The organism is Streptomyces sp. URMC 123, from assembly GCF_051386515.1.
Taxonomy (GTDB): domain Bacteria; phylum Actinomycetota; class Actinomycetes; order Streptomycetales; family Streptomycetaceae; genus Streptomyces.
Genome location: NZ_JBPQTV010000004.1, coordinates 1 through 17,737 on the forward strand (window position 1 = coordinate 1; position 17,737 = coordinate 17,737).

General features: G+C 73.5%; 15 protein-coding genes, 1 tRNA gene and 1 pseudogene. 9 read left to right on the top strand and 8 right to left on the bottom strand.

Features of this window, described 5'->3' with window-relative positions:
• Window positions 1-94: 94 nt before the first annotated feature.
• From ACSNOD_RS01320 to ACSNOD_RS01335, 4 genes are all read right to left on the bottom strand, one after another.
• Window positions 95-979: an S-methyl-5'-thioadenosine phosphorylase gene (locus tag ACSNOD_RS01320; RefSeq protein ID WP_436764807.1), complete on the bottom strand. Its 885-nt coding sequence runs from the start codon at window positions 977-979 to the stop codon at window positions 95-97.
• A gap of 147 nt (window positions 980-1,126) precedes the next feature.
• On the bottom strand, window positions 1,127-1,456 hold the full coding sequence (locus ACSNOD_RS01325) for an FmdB family zinc ribbon protein (RefSeq protein WP_436764808.1): 330 nt from the start codon (window positions 1,454-1,456) through the stop codon (window positions 1,127-1,129).
• Between the two features lie 65 nt (window positions 1,457-1,521).
• A complete protein-coding gene (locus ACSNOD_RS01330; protein WP_436764809.1) occupies window positions 1,522-2,787 on the bottom strand; it encodes an MFS transporter in 1,266 nt (421 codons plus the stop codon).
• A 357-nt stretch (window positions 2,788-3,144) separates the two neighbouring features.
• Window positions 3,145-4,611 carry a potassium/proton antiporter gene (locus ACSNOD_RS01335; protein WP_436764810.1) on the bottom strand — a complete coding sequence of 489 codons (1,467 nt, stop codon included), beginning with the start codon at window positions 4,609-4,611 and terminating at the stop codon, window positions 3,145-3,147.
• 226 nt (window positions 4,612-4,837) lie between these two features.
• Between ACSNOD_RS01335 and ACSNOD_RS01340 the strand changes: the two genes are divergently transcribed.
• Entirely contained in the window at window positions 4,838-7,699 is a 2,862-nt protein-coding gene (locus ACSNOD_RS01340) for a penicillin acylase family protein (RefSeq protein WP_436764811.1), read from the top strand.
• Window positions 7,700-7,769: 70 nt separating this feature from the next.
• Here the strand turns inward: ACSNOD_RS01340 and ACSNOD_RS01345 are convergent, their stop codons facing one another.
• A complete protein-coding gene (locus tag ACSNOD_RS01345; RefSeq protein WP_436764812.1) occupies window positions 7,770-8,357 on the bottom strand; it encodes a 5-formyltetrahydrofolate cyclo-ligase in 588 nt (195 codons plus the stop codon).
• Window positions 8,358-8,454: 97 nt separating this feature from the next.
• Here ACSNOD_RS01345 and galU point away from each other — a divergent pair, with 97 nt between their 5' ends.
• From galU to ACSNOD_RS01380, 7 genes are all read left to right on the top strand, one after another.
• On the top strand, window positions 8,455-9,378 hold the full coding sequence (gene galU, locus ACSNOD_RS01350; RefSeq protein ID WP_436764813.1) for a UTP--glucose-1-phosphate uridylyltransferase GalU: 924 nt from the start codon (window positions 8,455-8,457) through the stop codon (window positions 9,376-9,378).
• Window positions 9,362-10,744: a molybdotransferase-like divisome protein Glp gene (gene glp, locus ACSNOD_RS01355; protein WP_436764814.1), complete on the top strand. Its 1,383-nt coding sequence runs from the start codon at window positions 9,362-9,364 to the stop codon at window positions 10,742-10,744. Before galU ends, glp begins: the two co-directional genes overlap by 17 nt.
• A 129-nt stretch (window positions 10,745-10,873) precedes the next feature.
• A complete protein-coding gene (moaC, locus tag ACSNOD_RS01360) occupies window positions 10,874-11,374 on the top strand; it encodes a cyclic pyranopterin monophosphate synthase MoaC (RefSeq protein ID WP_436764815.1) in 501 nt (166 codons plus the stop codon).
• The gene (locus ACSNOD_RS01365; protein ID WP_436764816.1) at window positions 11,371-11,937 is read left to right on the top strand and encodes a MogA/MoaB family molybdenum cofactor biosynthesis protein; all 567 of its coding nucleotides are present in this window, start codon (window positions 11,371-11,373) and stop codon (window positions 11,935-11,937) included. Before moaC ends, ACSNOD_RS01365 begins: the two co-directional genes overlap by 4 nt.
• Complete coding sequence (locus tag ACSNOD_RS01370; RefSeq protein WP_436764817.1) at window positions 11,934-12,554, top strand: GNAT family N-acetyltransferase; 621 nt, start codon at window positions 11,934-11,936, stop codon at window positions 12,552-12,554. The genes ACSNOD_RS01365 and ACSNOD_RS01370 overlap by 4 nt, the downstream gene beginning before the upstream one ends.
• A 151-nt stretch (window positions 12,555-12,705) precedes the next feature.
• Window positions 12,706-14,136, top strand: coding sequence for a divisome protein SepX/GlpR (gene sepX / locus ACSNOD_RS01375; RefSeq protein ID WP_436764818.1), 1,431 nt, complete (start codon window positions 12,706-12,708; stop codon window positions 14,134-14,136).
• Between the two features lie 135 nt (window positions 14,137-14,271).
• A tRNA-Ala gene (locus ACSNOD_RS01380) sits at window positions 14,272-14,345 on the top strand.
• Window positions 14,346-14,505: 160 nt separating this feature from the next.
• Here ACSNOD_RS01380 and ACSNOD_RS01385 read toward each other — a convergent pair.
• Window positions 14,506-15,135 carry a hypothetical protein gene (locus ACSNOD_RS01385; protein WP_436764819.1) on the bottom strand — a complete coding sequence of 210 codons (630 nt, stop codon included), beginning with the start codon at window positions 15,133-15,135 and terminating at the stop codon, window positions 14,506-14,508.
• 24 nt (window positions 15,136-15,159) lie between these two features.
• The gene (locus tag ACSNOD_RS01390; RefSeq protein WP_436764820.1) at window positions 15,160-15,699 is read right to left on the bottom strand and encodes a MarR family winged helix-turn-helix transcriptional regulator; all 540 of its coding nucleotides are present in this window, start codon (window positions 15,697-15,699) and stop codon (window positions 15,160-15,162) included.
• A gap of 89 nt (window positions 15,700-15,788) precedes the next feature.
• Between ACSNOD_RS01390 and ACSNOD_RS01395 the strand changes: the two genes are divergently transcribed.
• Window positions 15,789-16,838 (top strand): EamA family transporter, encoded by a 1,050-nt coding sequence (locus tag ACSNOD_RS01395; protein ID WP_436764821.1) that lies wholly within the window; start codon window positions 15,789-15,791, stop codon window positions 16,836-16,838.
• Here the strand turns inward: ACSNOD_RS01395 and ACSNOD_RS01400 are convergent.
• Window positions 16,835-17,737: pseudogene (locus tag ACSNOD_RS01400) on the bottom strand (AraC family transcriptional regulator); the annotation flags it as partial. The gene ACSNOD_RS01395 and the pseudogene ACSNOD_RS01400 sit on opposite strands and share 4 nt — an antisense overlap.

The window sequence follows — 17,737 nt, forward strand, 5'->3', positions numbered from 1 at the left end:
CGCGGCCGGCTCCCGTCGCACGCCGATGCCCCTCCAGCAGTCGGCGCCCGTCTCCAGCGCTTCGGGCGCCTCGGGCACGCCGGGGCGCGCCGCGTCACCCCAGGCCGAGACCCGTCTCCACGCCGTCCAGCGCCCGCGCGCAGGCGCAGTCGCCCTGCGGCCCGGCCGGCAGCCCGCCGACGGTGTCGAAGATGACCTCCCGCAGCCGGCCCACGTTCTGCGCGAACACCTCCAGGACCTCCTGGTGGGAGACGCCCTCACCCGTCTCCGCGCCCGCGTCCAGGTCCGTGACCAGCGTCAGCGACGTGTAACAGAGGCCGAGCTCGCGGGCGAGCACCGCCTCCGGGTGGCCCGTCATGCCGACCACCGACCAGCCCTGGGCGGCGTACCACCGCGACTCCGCCCGGGTGGAGAAGCGCGGCCCCTCGACGACCACCAGCGTGCCGCCGTCCACCGGCTCCCACTCCCGGGCGCGAGCCGCCTGGAGCGCGGCCTTCCGCCCCTCCTGGCAGTACGGATCGGCGAACGACACGTGCACCACCGGCGGCACCCGGCCGTCGAGGAGCGCCTCGCCGTCGTAGAAGGTCTGCGCCCGGCCCGCCGTGCGGTCCACCAGCTGGTCCGGTATGAGCAGCGTCCCGGGGCCGTACTCGGGGCGCAGCCCGCCCACCGCGCAGGGCCCCAGCACGCGCCGGACCCCCACCGAGCGCAGCGCCCACAGGTTGGCGCGGTAGTTGATGCGGTGCGGCGGCAGATGGTGCCGCCGGCCGTGCCGGGGGAGGAAGGCCACGCGCCGGCCCGCGATCTCCCCGAGGAAGAGCGAGTCGCTCGGCGGACCGTAGGGCGTGTCCACCGTGACCTCCGTCACGTCGTCGAGGAAGGAGTAGAACCCCGAGCCCCCGATGACCCCGATCTCCGCCCGCGCGCCGTCCACCACGGTCCCGTCTCCCACGCCCGTCGCCTCCCCTGTCGTCGCCATGCCCGTCACCCTAGGGGAGCTCCGGCCGGGAACGGCGCCCGGCCGGAACCCCGGGAAAGGCGAAGGCCCGGGGAAAGGCGAAGGCCCCGCCGCCTCCCGGGGGAGGCGGCGGGGCCGAAGCGCAAGGGTCCGTGCCGACGGCGGCCGTCAGGCCGCGGTGCTGCTGGACGCCGAGGAGCCGGACGCCGAGGAGGACGCCGACGAAGCGGACGTCGCGGAGGACGTCGAGGACGAGCTGCCGCTGTCGCTCTTGGCCGAGGTGCTCTTCGAGCTGCTGCTCGTGCTGCTGGAGCTGGACGAGCCGCGGCTGTCGGTCCGGTAGAACCCGGAGCCCTTGAAGACCACGCCTACCGCCGAGAACACCTTGCGCAGGCGGCCGTCGCAGCTCGGGCACTCCGTGAGCGCCTCGTCGGTGAACTTCTGCACCGCCTCGAGGCCCTCGCCGCACGCGGTGCACTGGTACTGATAGGTCGGCACTTCTCCTCCTGGCACTCTCACTCAATGAGTGCTAACGACGCTTAATAGTGCAGCATTCCCCGGGATCAGTCCACCGCGACGGGCGTACGGTGACCGACTCCACGCGCGGCGACCCGGCTCACCGTGGGCGGCACGAGCCGCCGGCGCAGCAGCAGTACGGTGGCCAGCGCCAGTCCTGTGCCGATCAGCGGCACGGTGAAACCGGCGCTGGAGCCGAAGCGGTCCGCCAGCTGTCCGGCCGCGGTCGAGCCGGACGCCTGGCCCAGCGCGACCGACCCCGTCAGCCAGGTGAACGCCTCCGTACGGGCGGTGGCCGGCACCAGCGACTCCACCAGGGTGTAGCCGGTGATGAGCGCCGGGGCGATGCAGAGGCCGACGAGCAGCCCCAGGGCGCCCAGCAGCAGCGGCGAGTGCGCGGCCCACAGGGTGGCGGCGACCAGCGTCAGGGCCGCGTAGGCCGTCAGCAGCCGGCGCTGCGGGGTGATCTTCCAGGCGATGGCGCCGCAGGCGATGCCGGCCAGCATGTTGCCGGCCGCGAACGTGCCGTACAGCAGGCCGTTCATGCCCGGCTTGCCGATCTCCTCGGTGAACGCGGTCAGCGAGACCTGCATGCCGCCGAAGACCGTGCCGATGCCGAGCAGGGCCACGGCCAGCACCCGCACACCCGCGATGGACAGCGCCGAGGCGCGCTTCTCGTGGGAGCCACCGGCCGCGCGGCTCGCCGGCGGGGCGGTGCGGCGCTGGGCGGCGAAGAACAGGCCGCCGACCAGGGTCAGCACGCCCTCCGCGGCCAGGCCGGCCGCCGGGTGGACGCCGGCGCACAGGGCGGTGGCGAGCACGGGGCCGATCACGAAGGTGAACTCGTCCGTGACCGACTCGAACGCCGCCGCGGTGCTCATCAGGGGCGAGCCGTCCAGCTTCGCCGCCCAGCGGGCCCGCACCATCGGGCCGACCTGCGGCACGGAGGCACCGGCCGGCACCGCCGCCAGGAACAGTGCCCAGGTGGGCGCGGAGCCCAGGGCGAGCGCCGTCAGTACGGCGACCGCCGCCGCGTGCACCAGTACGCCGGGAACCAGTACGGCGCCCTGGCCGAACCGGTCGGCCAGCTTCCCGCTCTGCGGGGCGAACAGCGCCATGGAGACACCGGTGACGGCCGCGACGGCGCCCGCGGTGCCATAGGAGCCCGAGGTGTGTTCGACGAGCAGCACGATGCTGATCGTCAGCATCGCGAAGGGCTGCCGGGCCAGAAACCCGGGGACCAGGAAGGTCCACGCGCCGGGTGTGCGCAGTAGTTGTCCGTATCCCGGACGCTCGGAGACCGTGGACGCCACGGCCGTACCTTTCCGCCGCCTGGTAGCGCGCAACCGGGCAGGGGATCGCCTTCCGGAGCGCGCCGAGAGCTGTCCTCTCGCGCAGACCGGGGTAGATACCGCGCTCCTCCGTGTGGGAGCGACGGCCGCCGTGCGGTCGTGCCAGCTCTGCGTCAGGCAGAGTGGGTTGAATCGTTGCCCGTCGATTCTACAAGGTCGGATCGCGTCCGCACCTGTGATGTATCGGACACCGCGCCGCCCCTGCCTGGCTTTCCAGGCCGCCCGCCGCCCGCCGCCCGGGCCGGGAGGCCCCCCACGGCCCGAGCGCCCGGCGACCGTACGGCGCCCCGGCCGGACCGTACGGCGGCGCCGCGCCCCTCAGTGGTTGTTGTTGCCCCCCGTGCCGAGCCAGTCCGCCAGCTTGCCGCCCCGGGCCACCGCCCGCAGCCGCCGTTCCGCCTGGTCGCGCACCGGATCGGTGGCCACCACCAGCAGCTCGTCGCCGCGCCGCAGTACGGTCGTCGGCCCCGGCACGAAGCTGGTGCCCTCGCGCACGACCAGGGTCACCGCCGCCCCCGGGGGCAGCCGCAGCTCCGCGATCTCCACGCCGTGCATCCGGGAGTCCACCGGCACCGCGACGGACAGCAGATGGCCGCGCAGCCGCTCCAGCGGCGCGGACTCGATGCCGAGGTCGGCCGCGGGCTCGGGCGCCCCCAGCCGCAGCCGCTTGGCCAGCCAGGGCAGCGTCGGCCCCTGCACCAGGGTGTAGACGATCACCAGGCAGAAGACCATGTTGAAGATCCGGCGGCTGTCGGAGACCTGGGCGACCATCGGGATCGTCGCCAGGACGATCGGGACCGCGCCGCGCAGCCCCGCCCAGGAGAGCAGCGCCCGCTCGCCCCAGGGGGTGCGGAAGGGGGCCGTGCTCAGCAGAACGGAGACCGGGCGGGCCACCAGCGTCAGCACCAGCCCCACCACCACCGCGGGCCAGACGTCGTCGGCCAGCTCGTGCGGCGTCACCAGCAGGCCGAGCAGCACGAACATGCCGATCTGCGCGATCCAGCCGAGCCCCTCGGCGAACCCCTTGGTCGCGGGCCAGTGCGGCAGCTTGGCGTTGCCGAGCACCAGGGACGCCAGGTAGACGGCGAGGAAGCCGCTGCCGTGCGCCAGGGCGCCGCCCGCGTACGCCATCACCGCGATGGCCATGACCGCGATCGGGTAGAGGCCGGAGGCGGGCAGCGCCACGTGCCGCAGCCCGTACGCGCCGAGCGTGCCGACCGCGAGGCCGACGGCGGCGCCGATCGCCAGCTCCAGGGCGATCTTGCCCAGGAGGACGTACCAGTCCTCCACCGGTCCCGCCGTGGAGAAGGCGACGACCAGGATGACCACGGGGGCGTCGTTGAAGCCGGACTCCGCCTCCAGCGCGCCCGTCAGCCGCGGGGGCAGGGGCACCCTGCGCAGTACGGAGAAGACCGCCGCCGCGTCCGTGGAGGACACCACCGCACCGATGATCAGTGACTGTCGCCAGTCCAACCCCACCAGATAGTGGGCCCCCGCCGCCGTGATGCCCACGCTGATCGCGACGCCCGCCGTCGACAGTACTGCCGCCATGGGCAGGGCGGGTTTGATCTCCCTCCATTTCGTGCCGAGTCCGCCTTCGGCCAGGATCACCACAAGTGCGGCATAACCGATCAACTGGGTCAACCCGGCATCGTCGAAGGTGACTCCGAGCCCGTCCTGGCCGATGGCCACGCCGATCCCGAGATAGATGAGCAGGCTGGGGAGCCCGCTGCGCGAGGAGAGCCGGACCGCGGCGACCGCCACGAGCAGGACGAGGGAGCACACGAGCAGGAGTTGGTTGAGGTGGTGGACAGTCAGGGGCCGGACCCTTTCTCGCGGTTGTCGGCCGGAACGTTCCCTCAGCCGAGCAGAACTTCATTGCCTTACCTAACATTTTACGGGTTCTTGACGCATCCCGCTTCCGGCACTGACTCCGCGTAGGGGCGGCTCCGGCCCTGCGCCTATGGTTGCTAAAGCACTCCAGGACCACACTGCCCCTCTAAGGACAGCGATGCCCGCCAACAAGAACGGCCCTTCCACCAAGAAGAAGGGGCGACGTGCCCGTCTCCTCGTGATCGCAGTCGTGCTGCTGCTCGTCGCGGGCGTCGGCTACGGCACGTACTGGAGCGTCAGCACGGTGCGGGCCTCCTTCCCGGAGACCACCGGTTCCCTCAAGCTCGAGGGGCTCGCCCAGCCCGTCCAGGTCAAGCGGGACGCCTACGGCATCCCGCAGATCTACGCCCACACCGACGAGGACCTCTTCCGCGCCCAGGGCTTCGTCCAGGCGCAGGACCGCTTCTGGGAGATGGACGTCCGCCGTCACATGACCGCGGGCCGGCTCTCCGAGATGTTCGGCAAGGAGCAGGTGGAGACCGACGCCTTCCTGCGCACCATGGGCTGGCGGCAGGTGGCCGAGGAGGAGTACAAGACCAAGCTGTCGCCCCGGACCAAGAAATACCTCGAGGCGTACTCGGACGGCGTCAACGCCTACCTGAAGCAGCGCAAGGGCGACGCCCTGTCCGTGGAGTACGCGGCGCTGGACTTCGTCACCGACTACACCCCGGAGAAGTGGACCCCGGTCGACTCCGTGGCCTGGCTCAAGGCCATGGCCTGGGACCTGCGCGGCAACATGCAGGACGAGATCGACCGCGCGCTGCTCTCGGGCCGCCTCACGCCCCAGCAGATCGAGGAGCTGTACCCGGCGTACCCGTACGACCGGAACAAGCCGATCGTCGACGGCGGCGGGGTCAGCCCCTCGTCGAAGGAGTTCGACCCCAAGGCCACCGCGCCGGCGGCCGGCGGCAGCGGTGCCTCCGGCAGTACGGGTGCGGGCGCCCCGGGCAGTGGCGCCTCCGGCAGTACGGGCGCCGGCTCGAACCGTACGGGCGCGGGCCAGGGTGCGGGCCAGGGTGCGGGCGCCGGTCAGGGCGCGGGCTCCGCGGCCTCCGCGGGCGCCGGCGTCCAGACGCAGCTGTCCTCGCTCGCCAAGTCCCTGGAGAAGATCCCGGCGCTGCTCGGCCCGAACGGCAACGGCATCGGCTCGAACTCGTGGGTGGTCGCCGGCAAGTACACGACCACCGGTAAGCCGCTGCTCGCCAATGACCCGCACCTGGCGCCCCAGATGCCCTCGCTCTGGTACCAGATGGGCCTGCACTGCGTCAGCGTCGGCGACTCCTGCCGCTTCGACGTGGCCGGCTACACCTTCGCCGGCATGCCGGGCGTGGTGATAGGGCACAACAAGGACATCGCCTGGGGCTTCACCAACCTGGGCGCGGACGTCTCCGACCTGTACCTGGAGAAGGTCACCGCCGACGGCTATCTGTACGACGGCAAGCAGCAGCCCTTCACCACGCGCAAGGAGACCATCAAGGTCGCGGGTGGCGCGGACCGGGACATCACCATCCGTACCACTGCGAACGGGCCGATCATCTCCGACCGCAACGAGGAGCTCGGCAAGGTCGGCGAGAAGGCGCCCGTGGGCAACGCGGCGCCCGACCGGGGCACCGGTTACGCCGTCTCCCTGCGCTGGACCGCGCTGGACCCCGGCAAGACCATGGACGGCCTCTTCGCGCTGAACGTCGCGAAGAACTTCAACGACTTCCGCAAGGCGGCGCGCGACTTCGAGGTCCCGTCGCAGAACATGATCTACGCCGACACCCAGGGCCACATCGGCTACCAGGCTCCCGGCAAGATCCCCGAGCGCAAGAAGGGCGACGGCCGCTACCCCGCGCCCGGCTGGGACTCCTCCTTCGGCTGGAAGGACTACATCCCGCAGTCCGCGATGCCGTGGGAGTACGACCCGCAGCGCGGCTACATCGTCACCGCCAACCAGGCCGTGGTCGACAAGGCCAAGTACCCGTACCTGCTCACCGCCGACTGGGGCTACGGCGCGCGGAGCCAGCGGATCAACGACCTCATCCAGTCGAAGATCAAGGACGGCGGCAAGGTCTCCACGGACGACATGCGCACCATGCAGATGGACAGCAGCAGCGAGATCGCCGAGGTGCTGACGCCCTATCTGCTCAAGATCGACATCAAGGACCCGTACGTCCGCGAGGCACAGAAACTGCTCGAGGGCTGGGACTACACCCAGGACGCCGACTCGGCCGCCGCCGCGTACTTCAACGCGGTCTGGCGCAACACCCTCAAGCTCGCCTTCGGCAACAAGCTGCCCAAGGAACTGCGCGTCCAGGGCCAGTGCCTGCGGGTGCCCCCGGCCGAGGACGCCGGCCCGGTGGAGGACCTGGAGGGCAACACCCGGCTCGTCCGCGAGTGCGGGGAGCGCTCGGCGGACACCGCCCAGCCCGACGGCGGCGACCGCTGGTACGAGGTCGTCCGCAAGGCGCTGGAGAACCCGCAGAGCCAGTGGTGGACCGACTGGCGCACCTTCGGCAGCAGCGACCAGCAGAAGGAGGGCAACCGCGACAAGATCCTGGCCGAGGCGATGAAGGACGCCCGCTGGGAGCTGACCTCCAAGCTGGGCAAGAACATCGACACCTGGAGCTGGGGCAGGCTCCACCAGCTGACGCTGAAGAACCAGACCCTCGGCACCAAGGGCCCCGGCGTCGTGCGGTGGATGCTCAACCGCGGCCCGTGGAACCTCGGCGGCGGCGAGGCGGCCGTCAACGCCACCGGCTGGAACGCGGCGGGCGGCTACGACGTCATCTGGGTGCCGTCGATGCGGATGGTGGTCAACCTCGCGGACCTCGACAAGTCCCGCTGGATCAACCTCACCGGCGCCTCGGGGCACGCGTACAGCGCGCACTACGACGACCAGACGGAGAAGTGGTCCAAGGGCGAGCTGCTGCCGTGGTCCTTCAGCGAGAAGGCCGTGGAGGAGTCGACGGAGGACACGCTCGCGCTGACTCCGTAGCCGCCCGCCGCGCCCGACAGGAGCGCGGCGGATCAGCGGCCGATCGGAGTGGTCGGAGCGATCGGAGCGATCAGAAGCGCAGCACCCCGTCCGGGGTGACCACCGCGTCCACGGGGTGGTCGTGCGGTTCCTCAGGGACCCGCGCGACCACCTCGTGCGCGTAGAGGAGCACCACCCGCGCCGGGCTCGCTCCGTACTGTTCGAGGCGGTGCAGCACACGGTCGTAACTCCCGCCGCCGCGGCCGAGCCGCATGCCGCGCGCGTCCACCGCGAGCCCGGGCAGCAACAGCGCGTCGGCCTCCAGCACGGCGCCCGGCCCCAGCCGCGCGCCGTCCGGCTCCAGCAGCCCGCGCCGGGCGCGCACCAGATGGCGCGAGCCGCCGTACACCGCCCAGTCCAGATCGTTGTCCGGCAGCAGTACGGGCAGCAGCACCCGTACGCCCCGCTCCCGCAGGGCGTCGAGCAGCTCCCGCGTCCCCGGCTCCGCGCCGATCGACACATAGGCGCCCACCGTGCCGGCCCCGGACAGCTCCGGCAGCTCCAGCGCCCGGCGCGCCAGCGCGTCGGCCGCCGCCCGGATCTCCCCGGCCGCCAGGGTGGCGCGCCTGGCCAGCAGGTCCCGCCGCAGCGCCGTCTTCTCGGCCCCTTCGCTGATCAACCGTGTCCCCGCTCTCCCGGTGGCGCCCCGTCGGGCCGCCCGTCCGTCTTGGTCCAAGCACCGTCTTCCGGCCAGGGGCAGCCGATAAAGTCGGAACATGACTGAATCGCGCTCCCGGATCTCCAAGGCTGTCATCCCCGCGGCGGGCTTGGGGACCCGGTTCCTGCCGGCCACCAAGGCCACTCCCAAGGAGATGCTCCCGGTCGTCGACAAACCCGCGATTCAGTACGTCGTCGAGGAAGCGGTCACCGCGGGCCTCTCCGACGTCCTGATGATCACCGGTCGCAACAAGCGACCTCTCGAGGACCACTTCGACCGCAACTACGAGCTCGAAGAGCTGCTCAGCCGCAAGGGCGACGCCACCCGCCTGGCGAAGGTCCAGGAGTCCAGCGACCTGGCGACCATGCACTACGTCCGCCAGGGCGACCCGAGGGGCCTGGGGCACGCCGTTCTGTGCGCCGCGCCGCACGTCGGGAACGAGCCCTTCGCCGTACTGCTGGGCGACGACCTGATCGACCCGCGCGACCCGCTGCTCTCCCGCATGGTCGAGATCCAGGAGCAGCACGGCGGCAGCGTCGTCGCCCTGATGGAGGTCGACCCGTCCCAGGTCCACCTCTACGGCTGCGCGGCCGTCAAGCCCACCGAGACGGACGGCGTGGTGCAGGTGACCGGCCTCGTGGAGAAGCCGGACCCCGCGGACGCCCCCAGCAACTACGCCGTCATCGGCCGCTACGTCCTCGACCCGGCCGTCTTCGGCGTGCTGCGCGCCACCGAGCCGGGCCGCGGCGGCGAGATCCAGCTCACCGACGCCCTCCAGGCGCTGGCCAGCGACCCGGACATCGGCGGCCCGGTGCACGGCGTGGTCTTCACCGGTCGCCGGTACGACACCGGCGACCGCGGCGACTATCTGCGGGCCATTGTCAGACTCGCGTGCGAACGTGAGGACCTGGGACCGGACTTCCGGGACTGGCTTCGCCGTTATGTCACCGAGGAGATGGAGCACTGTGAGCAGCACCGCTGAACAGGCCGCCGCATCCGGTCCGCCCGGCGAGCCGGGCGCCGGACCGGAGGCCTCGGCGTCCGCGGACCGGCTCTGGTCCGTCGCCGAGCACCTCGCCGACATCGTCCGCCAGGTCACCCCGCTCGACCCCATCGAGCTCCAACTCCTCGACGCGCAGGGCTGCGTCCTCCTCGAGGACATCACCGTGCCCACCGCCCTGCCGCCGTTCGACAACAGCTCCATGGACGGCTACGCCGTGCGCATCGCGGACGTGGCCGGGGCCGGGGAGCGCTTCCCCGCCGTGCTCACGGTGATCGGTGACGTCGCCGCGGGCAGCGGCGAGCCGCCCACCGTCGGCCCCGGCGAGGCGGCCCGGGTCATGACCGGCGCGCCCCTGCCGCCCGGCGCCGAGGCCGTCGTCCCGGTGGAGTGGACCGACGGCGGCGGTGGCGGCGGCCCCGCCTCCGCCATGGCCGCGCACAGCGCCGCTCCCGAGGGCGCCGGCGGCGAGGTCCGGGTCCACCGCCCGGTCGTCGCCGGGCAGTACGTCCGCCGGCGCGGCAGCGATGTCGCGGCCGGGGAGTCCGCCCTGGCCGCGGGCACGGTGCTGGGCCCGCCGCAGATCGGGCTGCTCGCCGCGATCGGCCGGGGCACGGTCACGGTGCGGCCCCGGCCCCGGGTCGTGGTGATCTCCACGGGCAGCGAACTCGTCCAGCCCGGCGAGCCGTTGCCGCCGGGCCGGATCTACGACTCCAACAGCTTCGCCCTCACCGCCGCCGCGCGCGACGCGGGGGCCATCGCCTATCGGGTGGGCGCCGTCGCCGACGACGCCGGAACGTTCCGCTCCGCCATCGAGGACCAGCTCGTACGCGCCGATCTGATCGTCACCAGCGGCGGGGTCAGCGTGGGGGCGTACGACGTGGTCAAGGAGGCGCTCGCGGAGAAGGACGAGTACGGCGGGAGCGTCGAGTTCCGCGCGCTGGCCATGCAGCCGGGCAAGCCGCAGGGGTTCGGGCGCATCGGCCCCGACCGCACGCCCCTCCTCGCGCTCCCGGGCAACCCCGTCAGCTCCTATGTCTCCTTCGAGATGTTCGTACGGCCCGTGATCCGGGCGCTCATGGGCCTGCACCCGCTGGAGCGCGAGACCGTGCGCGCCCGGCTGACCGGGGAGCGGCCGCTGACCTCGCCGGAGGGCCGACGGCAGTTTCTGCGCGGCAGCTACACCCCGCCGGGGCCCGGCGCGGAGGTCGGCAGCGTCAGTCCTGTCGGCGGCGCCGGTTCCCATCTGGTCGCGGCGCTGGCGCGCGCCGACGCGCTGATCGTCGTACCGGAGGCCACGACGGAGGTCGCGCCGGGGGACGAGGTGGAGGTCGTCGCCCTCGGCTGAGGGGGCGGGGATGTAGCGCGGTGTGGTGCGGGGCCGACCCGGCCCGGGCTGCGCCGCGGGCCTGCGCTGCGTAGCGCGTGGTGCGGCCGGTACCGTGGCTGCCCACGCAGACACCGGGAGCACGGACCGATGAGCACGCAGCCCCATCTCACGCATCTCGACGCCGCCGGCGCGGCCCGCATGGTCGACGTCTCCGGCAAGGAGATCACCGCGCGCACCGCTCGCGCCGTCGGCCGGGTGCTCGTCTCGCCGCGCGTGGTCGAACTGCTGCGCGGCGAGGGAGTGCCCAAGGGAGACGCCCTGGCGACGGCCAGGATCGCGGGCATCATGGGGGCCAAGCGCACCCCCGAGCTGATCCCGCTCTGTCACCCGCTGGCCCTGTCCGGGGTGACCGTGGACCTCACCGTCGCGGACGACGCCGTCGAGATCGTCGCGACGGTCAGGACCACCGACCGCACGGGCGTCGAGATGGAGGCCCTGACCGCCGTGACCGTAGCCGCACTGACGCTGGTCGACATGGTGAAGGCCGTCGACAAGGGCGCCGTCATCTCGGACGTACGGGTCGAGGAGAAGACGGGCGGCGCGTCCGGCGACTGGTCCCGGGGCGGCCGGGAAGGGGCGGGCGCGTGACGGCGGGCGGCTCGGCGGCCCCGGCGTACCGCGCGCTGGCCGTGACCGTCTCCAACCGGGCCTCCGCCGGTGTCTACGCCGACAAGGGCGGCCCGCTGCTCGTCGAGGGGCTCGCGGCCCTCGGCTTCGCGGTCGACGGCCCGCGCGTGGTGCCCGACGGCGAGCCGGTGGAGGCGGTGCTGCGGGAGGCGGTGGCGGCGGCGTACGACGTCGTGCTGACCACCGGCGGCACCGGTATCTCGCCGACGGACCGCACCCCGGAGATGACGCGCCGCGTCCTGGACCGCGAGGTGCCCGGCATCCCCGAGGCGATCCGGGCCGAGGGGCTCGCGAAGGTGCCCACGGCCGCGCTCTCGCGGGGCGTCGCCGGCGTCGCGGGCACGACCCTGATCGTCAATCTGCCCGGCTCCACCGGCGGGGTCCGCGACGGGCTCGCGGTGTTGGCGCGGTTGCTCACCCATGCGGTGGACCAGATCCGCGGCGGCGACCACCCCCGGCCGGTGGGCAGCGCAGGCGCCGTGGGCGACGCCCGTCCGGGGGGCGGCCCCCGGGTCGCCGAATGAACCCCTGGCCCGTCCAACTGGCGGACGGCGACACCGTCCTCCGCCCCATCCGCATGCGCGACCAGCGCGCCTGGCGCGAGGTCAACCGCCGCAACCGGGACTGGCTGCGCCCCTGGGAGGCGACCGTCCCGCCGCCCGTGCCCGGCGGCCCGGTCGCCCACCGGCCCACGTACCGGCAGATGGTGCGCCATCTGCGGGCGGAGGCACACGCCGGGCGGATGCTGCCCTTCGTGATCCAGTACCGGGGGGAACTCGCCGGACAGCTCACCGTCGCGGGCATCACCTGGGGGTCGATGTGCTCGGGGCACGTCGGCTACTGGGTGGACCAGGCGGTGGCCGGCCGCGGGGTGATGCCGACGGCCGTGGCGCTCGTGGTCGACCACTGCTTCGGCGCGGTCGGACTGCACCGGGTGGAGGTCTGCATCCGGCCGGAGAACGGGCCGAGCCGCCGGGTCGTGGAGAAACTGGGATTCCGCGAGGAGGGGCTCCGGCCCCGCTATCTCCACATCGACGGTGCGTGGCGGGACCATCTGGTCTTCGCGTTGACGGCCGAGGAGGTTCCCGAGGGGCTGCTCAACCGCTGGCACCGGGTCCGACCTGGGACTCCGCAGAAATAAAATAAATGTTCGAATTTCGGCGTCAATTCGGCGGCTCCGCGGCCGGCCCATCCGAACAATCACAAAAAAAGTTCGAGATATCAGCCAGATCGTGCGACACACCGAGCCAATTGGCGGATGGGCTCACGCGGACCCCTCTACCGTGTGAGTCGTGAGCAGCAGCGGCCTCATCTACGCAGTCATCGTCGGGGCCTGGGCCGCCTATCTGGTGCCGATGTGGCTCCGTAGGCAGGACGAGCTCAATGAGGCCCGTCCGACGGAACGCTTCAGCACCGCCATCCGGCTGCTGTCCGGACGGGCGGGCATGGAACGCCGTTATGCCAAGGACCGGAAGGGCCTGGAAGGGCGGCCCTTCGACGATGTGGACGACTTCGCCCTCTCCGCGGAGCGGGAGGCGGGGCCGGTCGTCGACCCGGACGCCGTGACCGATCTGGTCGACGTCCGGGCCTTCACCGTGCCCGCGGCCGGACGGCACGGGGGGCGGTCCTCGTCCGCCGGGGGGCCGGGGCCGGTCGAGCAGCCCGAGTACTTCGACGAGCAGCGCTTCGAGGATCAGCGCTTCGAAGGGCAGCGCTTCGAGGAGCAGCGTTTCGGCGAGCGGCCGGAGCTCCTGGAGCGCGGTGACCCGTCCGGCCCGGGCGACCGTCACGGGCGCTTCGAGCCCGCCGGCGCCGGTGCCGTCGACTCCGCCGACCCGTTCGACCCCGGCGCCCCGGCCGAGCCGCTCGACCGGGAGGGCCGTCAGGAGCCCGGCCAGGAGCCGGGCGGGGCGCCCGCCCGCCGGGCCGCCCGCCGCAAGGCGGCGCTCGGCCCCAGCGCCGCCGAGCGGGCCCGCCGCTCCAAGGTGCTCGCCCGCCGCCGGCGCACCACCATGGTGCTCTTCCTCGCCTTCACCCTCGGCGCGATCGTCGCGGCCGTGGGCGGTCTGGCGTTCCTGTGGGCGCCCGGCATTCCGGCAGTACTGCTGAGCGCGTACATCGTCTATCTGCGCGCGCAGGAACGCCGCCGCTTCGCGTTCACCATGGACCAGCGCCAGGCCCAGGCCGCCGCCGCGCGCCTGCGGGAGCGGCAGCCGCGCGGGGCCCGCCCGCAGGAGCCGGCCGAGGACGACGACCGTACGGACGCCCGCGTCGCCCGTACGGCGCAGGGCGCGCCCCCTGTCGACGCCGCGCCGCCGGTGGAGGCGCCGCCCGCCTCCCCGCACACGGCGGGCCGCCGCGCCCTCGTGGAGCAGACGGACCACGCCGAGTGGGTCGACCAGCAGCGCGAGCGCGAGCACGGCCGGCCGGCGGGCGAGGGCTGGGAGCCGGTGCCGGTGCCGCTGCCGACGTATGTCACGGCGCCGGTGGCGCCCCGGGCGACGGGCAGCGTCGACCTGGACGCCCCGGACACCTGGAGCTCGGCCCGCTCCAGCACGGCGGAGCTGCCGGACGACGCCGCGGCGGGCCAGCAGGCGCCCGCGGCCGGGCCCACCACGCGCTCGGGCCGCGCCCAGCCCGGCCGCCGGGCCCGCGAGCGGGGCCGCACGCCGCTCTTCGACCAGTACGCCGAGGGCGACCGCCCCCGCGCGGCCAACGAGTGACCCGCGCCCCCGCCCCGCGACCGCGGCGACTGCTGCGACCGCGCGTCGCACCCGCGTTCGGGGGCCTTCGCTGACCAGCGGGGGAACGGATTTCCAAGCACCCGTGCCGGGGTGCTAAGGTTTCACTCGTTGCAAGGGCCTGTGGCGCAGTCCGGTAGCGCACCTCGTTCGCATCGAGGGGGTCAGGGGTTCAAATCCCCTCAGGTCCACAACAACACCAACGGTTCTCGGCTTCGAGAGCGGTTGACGCGATCCCGTCCGATCTGCTTGATCGGGCGGGATTTTCGCGTTCCGGCTTCTGCCGGCGAGCGGCTCGGCGCGAGCCGGCGGCGGTCGGCCGAACGCCGGTGATCGGCCGAGCGTCGGCGGTCAGTCGAAGTAGACGACCAGGCGGACGCCGTCGGGGCCGAAGCGCGGGGCGAGAGCGCGCATGACGGCGAAGACGTGGTCCCAGCCCGTTCCCGGGCCGATGGCGTCCCGGCGGGTGAAGCGCCGGTAGGTCACCTGGGTGGTGCCCACCGTCCAGGTGCCGTACGGGGTGTCGGCCGGGCGCCCGTCCGCGAGCGACGGGCCCAGCCGGTTCACGACGGCCGGGGGCCAGGCGTCGGCGATCCAGTAGCGGTCCTCGCGGGCCGGGGAGCGGGTGTCCCGCAGGACGAGGGCGCCGCGCGTTCCCCTCGGGGTGGCGTCCATGTCGACCTCGGACAGTTCTGCCCACGTCACCCACGTCGGGCTGTGCACGGCCGGGTCGAGGGCCCGGGTCCGCTCGAACTCCTCCTCGAACGCGGGCGATACGTCCGGCGGCAGCCCCCGGCCGGCGGCGATCGGGTCCCAGCCGGCCGCGTTGCGCACGCCGAAGAGGCAGCCGAGCGACGCGTAGTCCTGCTGCTCGTACAGCGGATACAGGTCCATGGCCCGCACCCAGGGCGGCCACTCGTACCAGTCCTCGTCGGCGCTCGGGTTCCTGACCTCGACGCAGCCGTACACGTCCGTGCCCATGGCGGCAGCGTAGGCGCGACTCGATCAGCTCTCCGGCCGCTTGGCGCGCGGGCGCTCGGCCGGCGTGGGCGGCGGCGCGTCGCCCAGGGACTCCAGGAGGGTGCGCAGGGTCTCCGCCAGGGCTGTGCGGTCGGGCTCGCCGAGGGCCGCCAGGAGGCGGTGCTCCGTGGCGACGTGGTCCGGCAGGGCGCTGTCGACGAGGGCGCGGCCCTCGGGGGTGAGGGTGACCAGGACGCCGCGGCCGTCCGCCGCGTTGGGCGCCCGGGTCACCAGCCCCCGCGATTCGAGCCGGTCCAGGCGCTGGGTGACCGCCCCGGACGTGACCATCGCCGTGCGCGTCAGCTCTGCGGGCGTCAGCCGGTGGGGCGGGCCGCTGCGGCGCAGCGTGGCGAGGACGTCGAACGACGCCCTGTCCAGGCCGTGCGCGGCGAAGGTGCGACCCAGCTCGGCCTCGATCAGCCGGGTGAGCCGGGTGAGGCGGCCGATCACCGCCATCGGTGAGACGTCCAGGTCCGGGCGCTCGGCGGCCCACTGTTCGAGGATGCGGTCGACATGGTCTGGCACCGTCGGAGCGTACCAACTCTCTTAGCGGTGAGGTATCTCACGCCGCCGACCCCTGTTGAGATTGCTTAGCGCTGAGCTACTTTTGCTTAGTGCTAAGCAAACGAATCGGAATCCTCCTGGTGACCGCGCTGGCCCCCGCCGTCTGGGGGACCACCTATCTCGTCACGACCGAGTTACTGCCGCCCGGCCGGCCCCTGCTGGCGGCGGTCGTGCGGGCGCTCCCCGCCGGCGTCCTGCTCGTACTGATCACCCGCCGCCTGCCGCACGGCATCTGGTGGTGGCGGTCGCTCGTGCTCGGCGCCCTCAACATCGGGGCGTTCCTGGCCCTGTTGTTCGTCGCCGCCTACCGGCTGCCCGGCGGCGTCGCCGCCACCATCGGCGCCGTCCAGCCCCTGCTGGTCGCCGCGCTCTCCGCAGGACTGCTCGGCCAGCGCCTCTCCGCGCGCACCGCGCTCGCCGGCCTGGCGGGGGTGGCCGGCGTGGGGCTGCTCGTGCTGCGCGCCGACGCGCGGCTCGACGGTCTCGGTGTCGCCGCCGCGGCCGGCAGCGCCGTCGTCATGGCCACCGGCGTCGTGCTCAGCAAGCGCTGGCAGTCGCCCGCGCCCCTGCTCGCCACCACCGGCTGGCAGCTCGTCGCCGGCGGGCTGCTGCTGCTCCCGGTCGCCCTCCTGGTCGAGGGGCCGCCGCCGGCCGTCCTCACCGCGGCCAACCTCGCCGGCTACGGCTATCTCACGCTCATCGGCGCCGCCCTCACCTACGCCCTGTGGTTCCGGGGGATACGGGCCCTGCCGCCCACCGATGTCACCTTCCTCGGGCTGCTGAGCCCGGTGGTCGCCACGGCGCTGGGTGCGATCGTCCTCGGCCAGGGGCTGACCCCGGCACAGGCCGCGGGCGGGCTCCTCGTCCTCGCCGCGCTCGTCGTCGCCCAGACCGGTGGGCCTCGGACCGGTGGCGCTCGGGCCGGTCAGCAGGGCGCGCCGGCCGCCGCGTCGGCTCCGGTCGAGCAGACGGCCCCGGTCGACCACGCGGCCTCAGTCGAACAGGCGGCCCCGGCCGCGGCCGGAGCCGTGGCCTCCGGCACCGGGCCCCTCGTGACGTCCCAGACCGTGGGCGACCGGTCGGCCTCGCGCCGCAGCTGACGGTAGCGCCCCGCCGAGACGCCGTACTCCCGCTTGAAGGCGTTGGCGAAGGCGAACGGCGAGCCGTAGCCGACCCGCTGGGCCACCGCCGCCAGGGGCGCATCGGAGTCGCGTAGCAGTGAGGCCGCCGTGGTCAGCCGCCACCACGTCAGATACGCCAGCGGCGGCCGGCGCACCAGCGCGGTGAAGCGGCGGGCGAACGCGGCCCGGGACAGCCCGGCCCGCGCGGCGAGCCCCGCCACCGTCCACGGCTTCGACGGGTCGTCGTGGATGGCCCGGAGCGCCGGCCCGATGGCGGGATCGGTGAGCGCCACGCACCAGCCCGTCGCCGTACGGGCCGAGCGCCGCTCCTCGAACCAGGCGCGCAGCAGATGGACGAAGAGCAGGTCCACGAGCGCGGGCAGGGCCGTGTCCTGCCCGGGGCGCGGGTCCTCCAACTCCCCTCCCAGCAGCGCGATGGTGGACCGCAGCGCCGGGTGCCGGCCGGTGTCGGCGGGCAGGTGGACGACCTCGGGGAAGTCCGCGAGCAGCGGGTGCGCCCGGGACTGCTCCAGCCGGTAGGCCCCGCAGAGCAGCAGGAGGGGGCCGTCGTCCCCGGTGCCGGTCAGCGTGTGGCCGGCGCCGTGCGGCAGGAACACCACGTCGCCCGCCGCCAGCGTCAAGGAAGCGACCCCGGGCCCGGATTCCGGCCCGGCCCCCGACTCCAGACCGGCCGCCGGCCCCGATCCCGGCCCCGTCCCCGACGCCGGCAGCATGCGGCAACTGCCGCGCAGCACCACATGGAAGCCCGCCCCGGCGAACGGGTGGAAGTCCGAGCGCCACGGCCCCCGGTGCTCGGCCAGCGCGGAGTACGGGCGCCCGGTGCGCAACGCGGCCATGGTGCCGCTGAGTACGTCCAT